Annotated in this window: 9 protein-coding genes; 1 reads left to right on the top strand and 8 read right to left on the bottom strand. The window is 38.7% G+C overall.

The annotated features are described in order from the left end of the window. Positions 1 to 63 precede the first annotated feature (63 nt). Positions 64 to 651 carry a riboflavin synthase gene (locus tag APB85_RS05765; protein ID WP_057482388.1) on the top strand — a complete coding sequence of 196 codons (588 nt, stop codon included), beginning with the start codon at positions 64 to 66 and terminating at the stop codon, positions 649 to 651. Here APB85_RS05765 and APB85_RS05760 read toward each other — a convergent pair whose 3' ends face one another. The 8 genes from APB85_RS05760 to APB85_RS05725 form a co-directional block, all read right to left on the bottom strand. After that, positions 652 to 828, bottom strand: coding sequence for a PID-CTERM protein-sorting domain-containing protein (locus tag APB85_RS05760; RefSeq protein WP_160319256.1), 177 nt, complete (start codon positions 826 to 828; stop codon positions 652 to 654). Positions 829 to 1,072: 244 nt separating this feature from the next. Further along, complete coding sequence (locus tag APB85_RS05755; RefSeq protein ID WP_057482386.1) at positions 1,073 to 3,157, bottom strand: response regulator; 2,085 nt, start codon at positions 3,155 to 3,157, stop codon at positions 1,073 to 1,075. 119 nt (positions 3,158 to 3,276) lie between these two features. Beyond that, positions 3,277 to 4,035, bottom strand: coding sequence for a glycoside hydrolase family 16 protein (locus APB85_RS05750; RefSeq protein ID WP_057482385.1), 759 nt, complete (start codon positions 4,033 to 4,035; stop codon positions 3,277 to 3,279). 2 nt (positions 4,036 to 4,037) lie between these two features. Next, positions 4,038 to 6,314 carry a beta-glucosidase BglX gene (gene bglX, locus APB85_RS05745; RefSeq protein WP_057482715.1) on the bottom strand — a complete coding sequence of 759 codons (2,277 nt, stop codon included), beginning with the start codon at positions 6,312 to 6,314 and terminating at the stop codon, positions 4,038 to 4,040. Positions 6,315 to 6,437: 123 nt separating this feature from the next. Further along, complete coding sequence (locus APB85_RS05740) at positions 6,438 to 8,087, bottom strand: family 16 glycosylhydrolase (RefSeq protein WP_057482384.1); 1,650 nt, start codon at positions 8,085 to 8,087, stop codon at positions 6,438 to 6,440. A gap of 11 nt (positions 8,088 to 8,098) precedes the next feature. Next, on the bottom strand, positions 8,099 to 10,153 hold the full coding sequence (locus tag APB85_RS05735; RefSeq protein ID WP_057482383.1) for a phage tail protein: 2,055 nt from the start codon (positions 10,151 to 10,153) through the stop codon (positions 8,099 to 8,101). 12 nt (positions 10,154 to 10,165) lie between these two features. Further along, positions 10,166 to 11,629 carry a RagB/SusD family nutrient uptake outer membrane protein gene (locus tag APB85_RS05730; protein ID WP_057482382.1) on the bottom strand — a complete coding sequence of 488 codons (1,464 nt, stop codon included), beginning with the start codon at positions 11,627 to 11,629 and terminating at the stop codon, positions 10,166 to 10,168. 11 nt (positions 11,630 to 11,640) lie between these two features. Further along, positions 11,641 to 14,667 (bottom strand): SusC/RagA family TonB-linked outer membrane protein, encoded by a 3,027-nt coding sequence (locus APB85_RS05725; RefSeq protein WP_057482381.1) that lies wholly within the window; start codon positions 14,665 to 14,667, stop codon positions 11,641 to 11,643. Positions 14,668 to 14,847 lie beyond the last annotated feature (180 nt).

Here is a 14,847-nt window from a genome sequence, read left to right as displayed (position 1 = left end):
TTCATTAAACTTCCCCTGTTTATTTCTATTTTTACATCACAAATGTAAGAATAATCCAAAGATATGTTTACCGGAATTATTGAAGAAGTAGGAGAAGTAAGTCGCGTAAAGCCTGAAGGTGGAAATATGCATTTCAGCATAAAAGCGGCAATGACGCCTGAATTAAAAATAGACCAAAGTGTAGCGCATAATGGCGTTTGTCTAACTGTGATTTCAATTAATGATAACGAGTATACAGTTACTGCAGTAGCCGAAACCCTGGAAAAAACCAATTTAAAAGATTTAGCTGAAGGCTCACCGGTAAACCTGGAACGTGGAATGAAGCTTGGCGACCGACTTGATGGCCATATTGTACAGGGACATGTAGATCAAACCGCTATTTGTAAAAAAGTACAGGAGAAAGACGGAAGCTGGGAATTTACTTTTGAATATGACCCCTCTTTACAGAATATTACCATAGAAAAAGGATCTATTACGGTAAATGGCGTGAGTCTGACCGTGGTTAATTCAAAGAAGAACGAATTTAGCGTAGCTATAATTCCATACACCTACGAGCATACTACTTTTAAACATTTTACAGAAGGAGATGTTATAAACCTGGAATTTGATGTAATAGGCAAGTACGTAAAGCGAATTCAGGAATTAAAGTAGTTACTTCCTGTTTCTTATATGATGAATCCCAAATCCCAAACCGGCAGCGATTAAAGCGGAGATGCCGAAATCTATAGGAAGACCGGGAGGTACAACAGGACCCTCTTCTCGCATTTGAGGCTCGGGCAAATTATGGCTCTGAACCTGTGCTGAAATACCTGTAGATAAAAGCAGCATGATTATAATAAATAAAAAATTTATTTTGACCCTCATAATTCGTGCGTAATGTACCACAATAATATTATCTCCCAAAAACTATGGTTTGGGTTATATAACGTAAAAACAGGTAAGATGGTTTTGTGTGGGGGCAACACTATATAAATATAATAAAAATTCGCTTTACTTTAACATTTGCTGGTATGGAGTTGAACTTCCTTCTAATTTGGTTTACCTAATTTCACTTAAGCTTTGCAATATTATTTTAAACATTAACCCACTTTTCAACTTTTTCAAATAATTGGTTCTTTTGAAATGGTTTTGCTAAATAATCGTCCATTCCAACCTCTTTACATTTTTGTCTTTCTGCAGCCATAAAATTTGCTGTTAACGCCACAATAGGAGTGGAAAGTTTCAATTGATCTCTAATAATTTTGGTAGTTTCATAACCATTTTTAACCGGCATTTGTACATCCATAAAAATAAGATCGTAGCTATTTTCTTCTAAAAACGAAAGTGCCTTTTCGCCATTTGACGCCACATCCACTTTTAAGCCTTTTCGCTTTAAAATAGCTCTAACCAAACGTTGGTTTAGTTCACTATCCTCACAAACCAGTATTTTACCCGTATAATCCTGAAAAATCTCGTCTGCCTCAGCTTGTGAAATTTCAAGTTGTTCTAAAGGCTTTTCAAATGGAATATCAAAAATGAAATCGGTTCCCTTTCCATGTTCACTCTTCACTTCAATACTCCCTTCCTGTTTTTCTATAAGCTGCCTGGAGATATTAAGTCCCAGGCCGGTACCGCCGTATTTTTGCGAGGTGGTTTCTTCTGCCTGTAAAAAACGTTGAAAAACAGTATCTAATTTATCTTGCGGAATTCCAATTCCGGTGTCTGAAACTTTAAAATTCAGTATCGTTTTTTTTGAAATATCCTTAATTACAGTGACTTCAAGGCTTACACTTCCCTCTGTAGTGAATTTTATCGCGTTCCCTAAAAGATTGATAAGTATTTGGGAAAGCCTGTTTTTATCACCTATCAATAATTCTGGAACATCCGGACTAACAAATGGTTCAAATTCAATTCTCTTTTGGTGTGCTTTAAGGTGTAAAATTGAAAAAACCCTGCTAACTACCTCTCTAACATTAAAAACATCCTTATCTATTTGCAATAGCCCAGCTTCCATTTTTGAAAGATCCAGAATATCGTTTACAATAAACAGCAGGGAATCACCGGCAATTTTCACTGCATTTAAGTAATTAATTTTGTGCTTATCATCTTCGTTTTCCAATAAAAGATCGGTAAATCCAAGCACGGCGTGAATTGGCGTTCTAATCTCATGACTCACATTGGCAATAAAATTGTCTTTTTGTTCATTGAGATTTTCAGCCATTTCTTTGGCTTTTTGCAGTGATATAGCGGCCTCAATTTCTTTGGTAATATCCTGGGAAATCTTAACAACTTTTATCACTTTTCCCTCAAGATTCTGGATAGGATTATAACTCGCCTGTAAATAAAATTCTGCTCCGTCTTTGTGTATTCTACGTACCCGGCCGGTTTTAAATATTCCCTGGCCTAAAGATTTCCATAATTGGTCGCTTTCTGCATAATCCTTTGGGGTAATTAGCATTTTGTGATGACTGCCCAGGAGTTCACTTTCAGAATAACCAGAAATCTCTTCAAAATTCTTATTTATGGAAATTATTGTACCGTCTGGATTAAATTCTACGACACCACTAGAATTCTTGACTGCCTTCATCAGGTCTTTATTCTCAATTTCCTTAAGCTCAAGTTTCCTTTGGGTTTGCTCTACCTTTTTTTCAAGAATACTATTCAATTCGGTTCCCAGGCTTTTATTTTTCTGCCTAACCTCTATAAGGTGCATAGCTTGCTTTGTAAGCAATTTCAATGCTTTTTTTTGCCGGTCGTTTAGCTCTTTCGGTTTACCATCAACCACACATACAGTTCCAATATTTGAACCGTTTTCGGCTTTTAAAGGCATTCCGGCATAGAACCGAATTCCATTTTCGGAAGTTACATGAGGATTATTTTTAACGCGTTCATCTAATAGAGCATCAGGTATTTCAATGAGTTCATCCTGCAACACCGTATATTGGCAGAATGTCTCTTCTTTAGGCGTTTCGTTCTCATCTATACCCACTTTTGCTTTATACCATTGCCTTTTATCATCTATCATAGAAATAACAGCAATTGGCACATCGCAAATAAGGGCAATGAGCTGTGCTAATTCATCAAAATCCTCTTCGTAGGGAGTGTCTAAAATATTATAGGAGAGTAAGGTTTGAAGCCTTTTTATCTCCTTAATGTCTTCAGTACTAGTAATATTCATAAGGGGCCATTATGAGGGACAAATATATTAAAAATGAATAGGCTGAAAATGAAATGCAATAAAAAACCCTGCAAACCAAAGTCTACAGGGTAAGTCAAAAAATTCAGTAATTGACCTTTTTATTTATAAACCTTTACATAATCTATTAAAAATTGCTTTGGAAAAATGGAATCGTCCACTTCCGGTCCACCAAAATTACCACCTACTGCAAGATTCAGTAAAAAATAGAACGGATGCCTATAAGGATAAGTTTCCTCATTCTTTTCTGATGGTGAAAAGGTATAGGTTTTTTCATCATCTATGTAGAAGGTTATTGCGTCTTCAGTCCAGTTCATTTTAAAAACGTGGAAATCTGAAGTTACATTTTCTATCCGCGTGGTCTCAATATTTTCAGTATCGCCGTGGCTTGCCGGTGTGTGCAACGCATTATGAATAGTATCAGGTTTCCTACCTACAAATTCCATAATATCAATTTCACCCGAAGCAGGCCAACCCACTTCATTTATATTATTACCTAGCATCCAGATTGCAGGCCAAAGTCCGTGCCCATCGGGCAACTTAGCTCTAACCTCAACAGTTCCATATTGAAACTCGAACTTATCTTTAGTGTTCACTTTTCCGCTGTAATAAGCATCACCAACCTTATCGGCGGTAATTACTAGATTTCCATCTTTTATAGTTACATAATCTTCATTGTAAATTTGGCGCTCATTGTTCCCCCAGCCGCAGAGATCGGGACAGCCGTCACCGGTTTCGTAGCTCCAGTTCTCCATATTTAGGGAATCACCTTCAAAATTCTCTTCCCAAATTAATTCCTGGGCACTAAGCTGTAGACCTACAAATAGGAAAAGTCCTGAAATTATACTTCTCTTCTTCATATTTATTTTTTTAAACTGAACTTAACTGTTTGAAGATCTCTAGAATTTCCGCCAATCATAACTTCAAATTCACCAGCCTCAGACTCCCACTTTTCATTAGCAGTATAAAACTGAAGCATTTCTTCGTTAATTTCAAAAGTTACGGTCTTTGTTTCCCCCGGAGCTAATTGTACCGCTTCAAAGCCCTTAAGTTCCTTAACCGGGCGCGTAGTACTCGCTACTATGTCTTTTATATATAACTGAACGATTTCTTTACCTTCCTTTTCACCGGTATTACTAAGACTAAAGCTCACTTCAATAGGGCTGCCAGGAGTAAGTTCTTCTGCTGAAATTGTTAAATCTCCGTATTCGAAATTGGTATAACTAAGTCCAAATCCGAAAGGATAAAGTGCATCTTTCTTCTCATCGGTATATCCAGAATAAGTCACATGAGTAGGATTAGAAGGACGTCCTGTACTTTTTTGATTATAGTAAAGAGGCTCCTGACCTACTGCACGTGGAAAAGACACCGGAAGTTTTCCCGAAGGATTATAATCTCCCAGTAAAACATCGGCAATCGCATTTCCGCTTTCTGATCCTAATTGCCAGGCTTCAACTATAGCCGGAATATTTTCTGAAGCATACGTGATCTCCAATGGTCTCCCGTTAATAAGCATCAAAACAATATTCTTGTTCACTTTGCGAATTTCTTTAAGTAATTCCTGCTGAACGCCAGCTAAACCAACATCTACCTGACTCCTTCCTTCACCGGTTTGAAATGCATCTTCACCAAGGGCTATAATTACCAAATCGGCCTCAGAAGCTTTATTAATAGCTTCCTGAAATCCCGATGTATCGGTTTCATTAATCTTTAAGGGCATTAAAAAACTTCTTTCCCCCATACCAAGATCTGCACCTTTAGCATAGCTAATTTCTACATCTTTATTCATATTGTTTTTTAAACCTTCAAGTAAAGAAACAGCCGAATTAGCTTCTCCCTGTGCTCTCCAGTTTCCAATAGGTGTATCTTTATCATCGGCTAATGGCCCGATCACAGCGATTTTCTTAATAGAATCCTGAATTGGCAGCAGGTCATTTTCATTCTTTAGCAGAACAATAGATTTTTTAGCTACATCCCGAGCTACATTTCTATGCTCTTCAAAAGAGATATTCTCTAAAAGTTCTGGATTAGCATATAAATAAGGATCATCAAACAATCCTAGTTTAAATTTTACACGAAGAACACGTTTTACGGCATCATCTATATATTCCTGACTTACTTTTCCTTCTTCTACAAGGCTTACCAGGCTAGATTCGTAAGCGCCACCTTCCATATCCATGTCACTACCCGCATTTAAAGCAATTTGTGCTGCGTGCTTTTTATCACGCGCTAACCCATGCGCGATCATTTCTGGGATAGAACCCCAATCTGAAACTACAAATCCATCCCAATCCCATTCCTTTTTTAAGATCTCACGTTGAAGGGTTTTATGCGCAGTGGCTGGAGTACCATCTATATCATTAAAAGCATTCATAAAGGTAGCAACGCCCGCTTTGGCAGCTTCTTTAAAAGGTGGAAGAATGGTGTTGTGAAGTTCGTTCTCACCAATATGCACGGTATTATAATCTCTACCGGCTTCACCAAAACCATAACCGGCAAAATGCTTTGCCGTAGCAGCTATACTACGCGGGTTGGCAAGATCGTTACTTTGATAACCTTTTACTTTAGCAACTGCTACTTTAGAGGTTAGATAAGGATCTTCACCAGATCCCTCCATAATTCTTCCCCAACGTGCATCCCGGGAAACATCTATCATAGGCGAGAAGGTCCAGTTCACCCCGTTAGCTGCAGATTCTAATGCTGCAATTTCTGCTGTTTTCTCCATAGCTTCCAGGTCCCAACTAGCTGTTTCTGCCAGCGGCACAGGGAAAATAGTAGTATACCCGTGTATTACATCATAACCAAACATTAAAGGAATCTTTAACCGAGAATTTTCCATCACCAGCTTCTGTGCCTCTTTGGTAGCTTCTACCGAAAGTACATTTAGCATAGCGCCTACCTTACCCGCCTTAAGATTTTCTTCTTTTTGTTTGTTATTCATTTCAGAAGCAGGACCGGTAAGATCCCAGCTACCGTTGTATTGAACAAGCTGTCCAACTTTCTCTTCCAGGGTCATTAATGCTAAAACCGAATCTACTTTGGCTTCTACATTTTTAACCGAACTTTTTATGGTTGAATCCTGCCCTTTTGCTATAAAACAGCTCAACAGGAAAACACCTAACAGATAACGTTTTTTCATTTTTTTGAGCATAAAAAAACTGCCTGGACTATGTGTGTGGTAATTAAGTTTGTGGCCTACAAACAAATTATCTTCAACCGTAAAATTACATAGTAATCAGGCAGTCTGATTTTTAAAATAATATTATTCCTGGAAAACTTTCACATAATCCACTTCCATAGAAGATTCTTGAAAATCATCAGCAATATTACCTCCAAGAGTACCTCCCATAGCAACATTTAGTATGATAAAAAAGTCTTCTTGAAAAGGAGTTGAATCATTATTATCAAACTCCAAATGCGGCACACCATCCATTAGGAAAGTGATCTTTTCCGCTGTCCATTCAACTTCGTATATGTGGAACTCTGAGGTTACGTCAGAAACTTCTGTGTCTCCTACAATAGCGTTACCTCCTGAATTTCCAGGGAAATGTAAGGCAGATGAAATTCTATCGGGATCGTTTCCTACAAATTCCATAATATCCATTTCACCAACTCCTGGCCATGATTCTTCAGGAAATGCAGCGCCAAGCATCCAGATTGCAGGCCAGGTTCCCCCTCCTGCAGGTAATTTTGCACGAACCTCTACACGACCAAAGGTAAATTCGAATTTATCTTTAGTAGTTATTCTGGCAGAAGTAAAATCAAAACCACTCTCAGCTTCTCTTTTTGCTGTAATTACAAGGTTTCCGTTTTCTACTTTTACGTTGTCTTCAGCATCTGTATAATACTGAGCTTCATTATTACCCCAGCCATTGCTGCCGTTACCAGTTTCATAGTTCCAGTTATCGGTATTAAGTGCATCACCATCAAACTCATCTGACCAGATCTCGGTGTTAAACTGACTCTCAAATTCTTCCTCTTCTTCTCCACCCTGGGAAGTAGTGAATTTTAAATACCACGCCAAAGCAGGATCGTTACCCGGTATTACCCTCACATCCATTGTAGTTGGTGTAATATTAAGAACTTCGTAAGAACTTGAACCTACATAGTAGCTCATTGTTCCACCGCCAGCGATATTAATTACCGTACCGGTAGTAGCATCTTCTGGCAACCCAGAAGTTGAAGGAGAAAGAGAAGCACTAAAGTCTCCAGTATTACCAAAATCAAGACACTGGTCTTCAGATCCATCTCCACCAAAATCACCGGTGTAAGCTACATTTACAAAGGTTAGCCCATTGTTATTGTAATTGTAAACTATATTATCATTTTCATTCAGGCTAAACGTCATTTCATCGGTATAGAAACAAGAACTAACATCTGCACCCGCTTTTTCAAAAGGAGCAGCTGCATAGTATATAGGAGCCGTAAATCCTTCTCCAGAGCTTGGGCCTACACCAAGGTGAGCCGGCTGTGAGGCCGCCACATACCAGGTTTTTGAACTTCCGCCGGTAAGTAACTCCTTAGTTTCCGGATCGCTGAAATCACTAAAAACAGTTACGGTGGTGGTCATATTCGAGGAAGCTCCCCCTGTACCCGAGGCCACAACTGTTACCGTATAATCGTTTACCCCGTTCTCGTTAAAACTATGGGTGGTTTCTCCAGAAGCAGAAACTTCTTCAAAACCATCGCCATAAATAAACTTGTAGGTCATGGCGTTATCGGCGCTGGCGGTAAAGCTTACTGCGCCACTACCGTCGCCATTAGGCATTTCCTCAGTTTGCCCTACCACTTCAGCGGTAACACTTAGGTTAGAAGGTGTGGTAATATCACCTATATCATAATCGTCGTTGGAACAGGCGCTGAAAAAAACCAGCGAAAGTACCGCAAGACTTGTTTTAAATATATTTTTCATTTTTATGCTTTTTAATTACGAAAATAAATGTTGTTCACATAAACATTAACCCCTCCAGCAGGTAAACCAGAGTAAATAAGCTGTCCGATGTTGGCCATCCCATCAAGGTTCTCAAATTCTGATAGTGGAATATCCAAACTTACCCATTCATTCTGGGCAGGATTCTCTATAACAATTTCTGATTCAGAATCGTCTCCTCCTCCAAAAACACCATCAGGACCAAGATCCACCAACTTCACTCTAAAAACAGTAGCATTATCGGTATAGAATTCGGTATGGAAATGCGTCATATTTGAAGCATCTACAGGATTGGCGATTGTTTCAATTCCAACGTAATCTAAGTTGAAATAATGTTTAGACAATTTTCCGTCAAACTCTATTTCTTCATAGTCTGAAATAGACCAGCTAGTTCTCCAGGTATCAACTGCCACATCATCAGCAACATCACTAAAAAGTGAAATATATTCGGTTTGTACCTCGCCAATAGTAACATCATCAAAGTAAAAGCTATTGCCTTCACCAGGGCTGTTGAAGTCGTAGAATACGATCAAACGGTCATAACCTACACTTTCGTTAAAAGCGTCAAAAGTGCTTAGATCAAAAGAAAGCTCTTCCCATTGATTAGCAACCGTAGTATTTTGAGTTACCTCAACAAATACTGAAGGGTTTCCGTTATTGTCTGGTGCTGAATCTGAGTCTTCAAACTTCAACAGGATCGGCACTCCAGCTTCTGGAGACCAGGTTTTCATTTTAACGGTAGTTCCGTTCTCAAAACTTAGAGCTTCGTCCAGGTTTAAAGAAACCCCTGCCCATACTTCAGATCCATCTCCTTTAGAAAGTTCGGTAACTTTAGCACTGGTGTTTATGCCAGACATATCTGGGTTATCTATCACACCTGCGCCTGCGCCGCCAAATCCGCCCCACGCATAGGTAAGATTCTCAGATTCAAAATTTATAGGAAGTTTTAATGGTTCTAAAGTGGTTGTTTGAATATTATCGAAATAATACGTCTCATCATTTCCTGGAGTTCCATAGTTAAAGAATAGCACCAGTCTACCGTAATCAATGCTTGTATCTACCGCCGACATATCAAAAGTCAGGGTTTCCCAGGCATTGCTAACTGTAGTTTCTACAGTACTTTCAACAAAAAGATCGGCATCATCAAGATTTTCTATCTTAAAAATAACCGGAGTTCCTGCCGCTGGAGACCATACATCTACACTAATGTATTTATCTGAAGAAAAATCTATAGGTTCATCAAGACCAATAGTTGTTCCTGCCCATATTTCAGAGCCTGCAGGTTTAGTATAAGAAGCTACCCTCGCACTGGTATTTAAACCAGAAGGATCTGGGTTATCAATTACCGGTGCTCCTGCTCCTTCGCCGCCACCAAAATTATTAAAAGTATAATTAAGCGTTTCTGATTCAAAATCTATAGGAAGGAAAAGCGGATCTGTAATAGTAATTTCCTGTTCAACTTCAGTAGTCGCTGCACCACCACTAAGAGCTACTACGCGAACATTGTATGTACCTATACTACTGTAAGTATAAGAAACAGTTTCTCCCGGCATAAGGGGAGTTGCCTCTTCATCTTCGTTTTCACCAAAATAAACTTCGAACATTGCAGCGTTTGTAGCGCTGGCTGAAACAGTTACCAAATAATTATTATTGGCATCTTTTACAATCTCAGTTTCCAAATTCTCTGGTGCAAGGAAAGAAACGGTTAAAGGCTGAATTCCTGAAGCCATTTTACCGTTAATATTAATCCCGGTAACCTCTACTTCATATTCACCTTCTGCATAATCGTGTTCTACAGCGTCTCCTACTTTAATCCCTTCTGCAGGAGTAGAACCATCGCCGAAATCTACGGTATACTCCGCAGCTCCTTCACCGGTTGGGGTAATCTCTACCAAACCGGAATTATCTTGAGTTATTTGAAATGTTGCACCCAAATTTGCCGGTGCCTGTACCTGCTCAAGATCTACAAGGGCATCGTCATCACTCTCGCAGCCAAAAAATGGCAGAGCAAGAAGGAATGCAAAAATTATTTTATAATGTCTTTTCATAATTCTAATGTTTTAGTATCCCGGATTTTGCTCCCAGTTACCCTGAGAAAATTCTATTTCTTCTAACGGAATAGGGAAAAGTTCGTTTTTCCCTGCAGTAAATCCTTCAATGTTATCTGCGGCTCTGCCGGTTCTTACCAAATCAAAGAAACGGTGACCTTCGCCTACTAATTCTTTTCTTCTTTCTTCGTAGATAATTTCGGTAAGAGCATTTCCTGCGGCATCTACGCTATCTAATCCTGCTCTCTCACGAACTACATTAAGGTAAGTTCTAGCCTCACTATCGTCTATTCCACCACGGTTCAGGGCTTCAGCAGCCATCAATAACACATCGGCGTAACGAATAGAGCGGTAATTATTAGGCTGGGTAAGGTTAGCATCACCTACGTTATCATTTTCTCTTGGAAGATACTTTCGGTTAAAATAACCGGTATGCTTATAACCTTCGGCATAAGTTGCGCCAGTTTCGGCTGCCCAGGCTTCTATATCTAAAATAGAAGGCTCTCTCCTGATATCATCTTCAGTAAACATATCGTAAGCTTCTTGAGTAGGAACATTAAAACTGAAACCAGGTTCAAAAACAGGACCCGAATAATTTCTTATTCCCTGGAAACCTACGGCTACGTTACCTTCACTACACTGTAAACATCCAAAACCTGCTCCTTCTTCACCTGTATACTGTACTTCAAAAACAGATTCTTCGTTATTCTCGCCTTCCTGTAAGAAAAGAGTATCAAAATCTGCTAAAGCGTAAGGACCATTTTCGATCAAATCTGTCAATACATTTGCAGCTTCATCAAATTCTTCCTGATATAAATGCGCTTTACCAAGCAAAGCCATTGCAGCTCCTTTGGTTGCTCTACCAGTTTCTGGTGCGGTATAATTAAGGTTGTCTATAGCAAATTGTAAATCGCTTTCAATTTGTGCGTAAACTTCTTCGGTAGAAGCTCTTGGCACAGAGGTCTCATCTCCCAATACAAAACGCTCATCTCCTTTTATTGGAATTGGTCCAAACCATTTTACTAATTCAAAAGTAAAATAAGCTCTTAAAAAACGAACCTCAGCAATAATCATTTCGCGACCTTCAAAATCTGTTTTGTCCTGAAATTCCAAAACGTAGTTTGCGCGTTGTACCCCGGCAAAATTCCAATCCCAAACGTCGTCCAGGTTATCGTTTACAGGGGTGTGCGTCATTTCGTCTACTTGTTGAAAGCCTATAACATCGTTGGCGCTTTCACCTCCACTTAGGGTATTATCTGAAGCAATTTCGCCCAGCAATACATTTACATAAGTAGATTGTAAGATATCATAAACGCCAATCATCGCGTTATAATAATCTTCTTCAGAATTAAAATAGTTTTCTGAATCTATTGTGTATTCTTCAGTTTCATCCAAATAATCTTCGGTACATCCAAAGCTAAAAGCCAACAGGAGCAACAGAAGCATCTTATTGAATATGTTATTGTATCTCTTCATTGTGCGATTTTTTAAAAGTTAAGGTTTAATCCGGCAAGGAAAATTCTTGGGACTGGATAAAAACCGTAGTCAATTCCACCACCAATGGCTTCCCCGGTTGAAGCCGAAGGATCAAAACCTTTATAATTGGTAAATGTGTAAAGGTTTTGTACCGAAGTGTAAATCCTTAAACGGTTAATTCCTGTTTTTTCAAGGAATGTTTCAGGTAGGCTATAACCTATTTGAACATTCTGGAGCCTGGCATAAGAAGCATCTTCCACATAAAAATCTGAAAAAGCAACATTAGAAGTTGCACCCGTTGTTACACGTGGCACTTCGTTACTGGTTCCCGGCCCTGTCCATCTTTCTAAATAATAAGCGTGACGATTTACATTTGGTTGATTACGCTCGTAATTTCTTACCATATCGTTTCCTAAAGAAGCGTAGGTATAAGCGGTAAAATCAAAATTCTTATAGCTAAAATTAAGGTTTAGACCCATTGTAGCGGTAGGAATAGGATCACCAATATTAGTACGGTCATCTACATTTATAACTCCGTCACCATTTGTGTCTACGTAACGAATATCTCCGGGAGAAGCTGCTGCACCTAAAGTTTCCTGTGAAGGATGCGCATCTACTTCTGCCTGATTTTGGAAGATCCCGTCAGTTTCATATCCGTAGAAGTAACCAATTGGGAAACCTTCCTGGAAACGTGCCGGTTGTGGTTGTCCCACACCAAATTGCCCGCCTGGAAGGAACTCGGTTCCATTCACTTCGGTAACTTCGTTTCTTAAGAAAGTGGCATTATAACCAACTCCAACTCGAATATCGTCTCCAAAATTCTCTTTATAATTTATAGCAAATTCTAAACCTTCATTTCGGGTAGTTCCCGCGTTAATGGTTGGAGCTCCAGAACCCGGTGCACCGCCACCAAAGATTCCTGAAACAGGAATACCGGCAATCAATAGATCTTTACGATCTTCTCTAAACACATCGGCAGATATATCGATTTTGTTATTTAAAAGTCTTAGATCTATACCAATATTAGTTTTCTCGGCTTCTTCCCATCCTGAAGCAGGATTGGCAATTCTACCTAATGCGGTACCGTTCACTAAGTTTCCGTCTAAAACATAAGTAGCTTCACCGTTTAATAAAGAACGGTAGAACTCGGCGCCACCGGCTTCATCATTACCAAGAATACCAAAACTACCTCTTAATTTCAAGAAAGAAATCACGTTAGAATCACTTAAGAAATCTTCTTCTGAAAGAATCCAACCTGCAGTTGCAGAAGGGAAGTAACCTACACGATTTTCTGGTCCAAACCTGGTAGAAGCATCTCTACGAAGCATACCTGAAACAAGGTATTTTCCTTTATAATCGTATTGTAGTCTTCCGAAGAAAGATAATTTTCTAATATCATATTTATAAGCACTGTTGTTTAAACCATCATTAGTTCCGGTGGTTAAGCTTATATCTGCAAAATCCCATGAATTGTTAGGAACATCATAACCAGTGGCATATAAACCATCTCCCCAGTTTCTAATTACCGTCATACCGGCAGTTCCTGTTAGGTGATGTGTCTCATCAAAAGTGTTTTCGTAAGTTCCAAAAAGGTCATACGTATAAGAATTATCGTTAATTCTATTTTGATTTACTGTACTACGCACATTATTGAAAACCTTACCCGGACCATAATCTATAATTGGCGCGAAATCTTTTCCTTTTGAAGTAGAAAGACTATACCCTATTCTTGAGGTAAATGTCAATTCATCTATCGGCATATAATCAAGACTGAATGAGCCATTGAATTTATTCAGATTATAGTCATTAAAAGTGTTTTCAATTTGCGAAAGCGGGTTAATGATCTCGTTCCCCAGGGTTCCATTAACATCTTCCTGATCTACACCGAAAGTTGGTGGAATGTTTAGTGCGTTAAAAAGTACTGATCCTAAACCGTTCTCGTTTATTGATCTCCTGTCTATACTTGTATAAATAGTATTCCCGGTAAAAGTGAATGCATCTGAAATATCTACCCCAATATTAAACCTGGCGGTGCTTCTTTGGAAATCAGATTTTTTAGCGCCAATAATTCCTTCCTGGTCAAGGTGCGAAACCCCAAAAGAGTAAGTTACTTTTTCTGAACCTCCATTTAAGGTAAGGTTATGACTCATAATTGGAGAAGTATCAAAAACTTCTTCCTGAAAATTTGTACCTCTACCTAATTCACTAACATTTGGAAATGGTAAAGCCTGTCCGTTATTGGCATAGCTTTCATTTAAAAGCAAACCATATTCTGTAGCATTAAGTAAAGGAAGTTCTCTTGAAGTTTCCTGAACCCCTACGTAAGCATCATATTGTATAGTAGGAGCGGTATTCTTTTTACCAGATTTAGTAGTTACCAAAACAACCCCGTTAGCACCGGCAATACCATAAATAGCAGCCTGAGCATCCTTTAGAATAGAAATAGATTCTATATCGTTAGGGTTAATAGTATTTAAATCTCCCTGGTAACCGTCTATAAGTACAAGCGGTCCATTTTCACTATTGGAAGCAATACCACGAATATTAATATTAATACCTGCACCGGGTGCACCAGAAGATGGTGTTACATTAACCCCAGCCGCAGTACCCTGCAAGGCTTGTTCTACCTTAATAGGATTAAGCTGCTCAATAGTTTCATTTGATACTACCGAAACAGCTCCTGTAATATCTTTCTTTTGCTGCGTTCCATAACCAATTACCACCACTTCATCTAAAGCAGCAGAATCTGTATTTAAACTAACATTAATTTCTGTTTGATTTTCCCCTACGGTTATTTCCTGCGGTAAAAAACCTACATAAGAAAAAACCAGAACATCTCCAGCCGCAATATTATTAATGGTATAATTACCGTCAAAATCGGTTACCACACCATTAGTAGTATTCTTTAAAATAATGTTCACTCCGGGGAGCGGAAGACCGGTGTCTGCTTCATCTACGGTTCCCGAAACCGAAAAGTTTTGTGCTTGCAAGGAAAAGGTTCCAATACAAAACAAAATTAGTACAAGTATTCTATTCATTTGTTGAGATTTTAATTCGAATTCAATTTATTAATTAATTGTTAAGGCCATAGAAAAAGCGCCTTTACAATACTTCAACATGAAAATTATAAGGAGAAAATTTTACGAATTTGTTATTATAGCGCTCTGAAACCGAAGATTACGCAGTTTCAAAAAAAATCACTTGAAGTATTGATTTTA

Origin of the sequence: Salegentibacter mishustinae, from assembly GCF_002900095.1 — a bacterium.
In the GTDB taxonomy this organism is placed as follows: Bacteria; Bacteroidota; Bacteroidia; order Flavobacteriales; family Flavobacteriaceae; genus Salegentibacter; species Salegentibacter mishustinae.
This window is presented reverse-complemented; position numbering and strand designations above follow the sequence as displayed.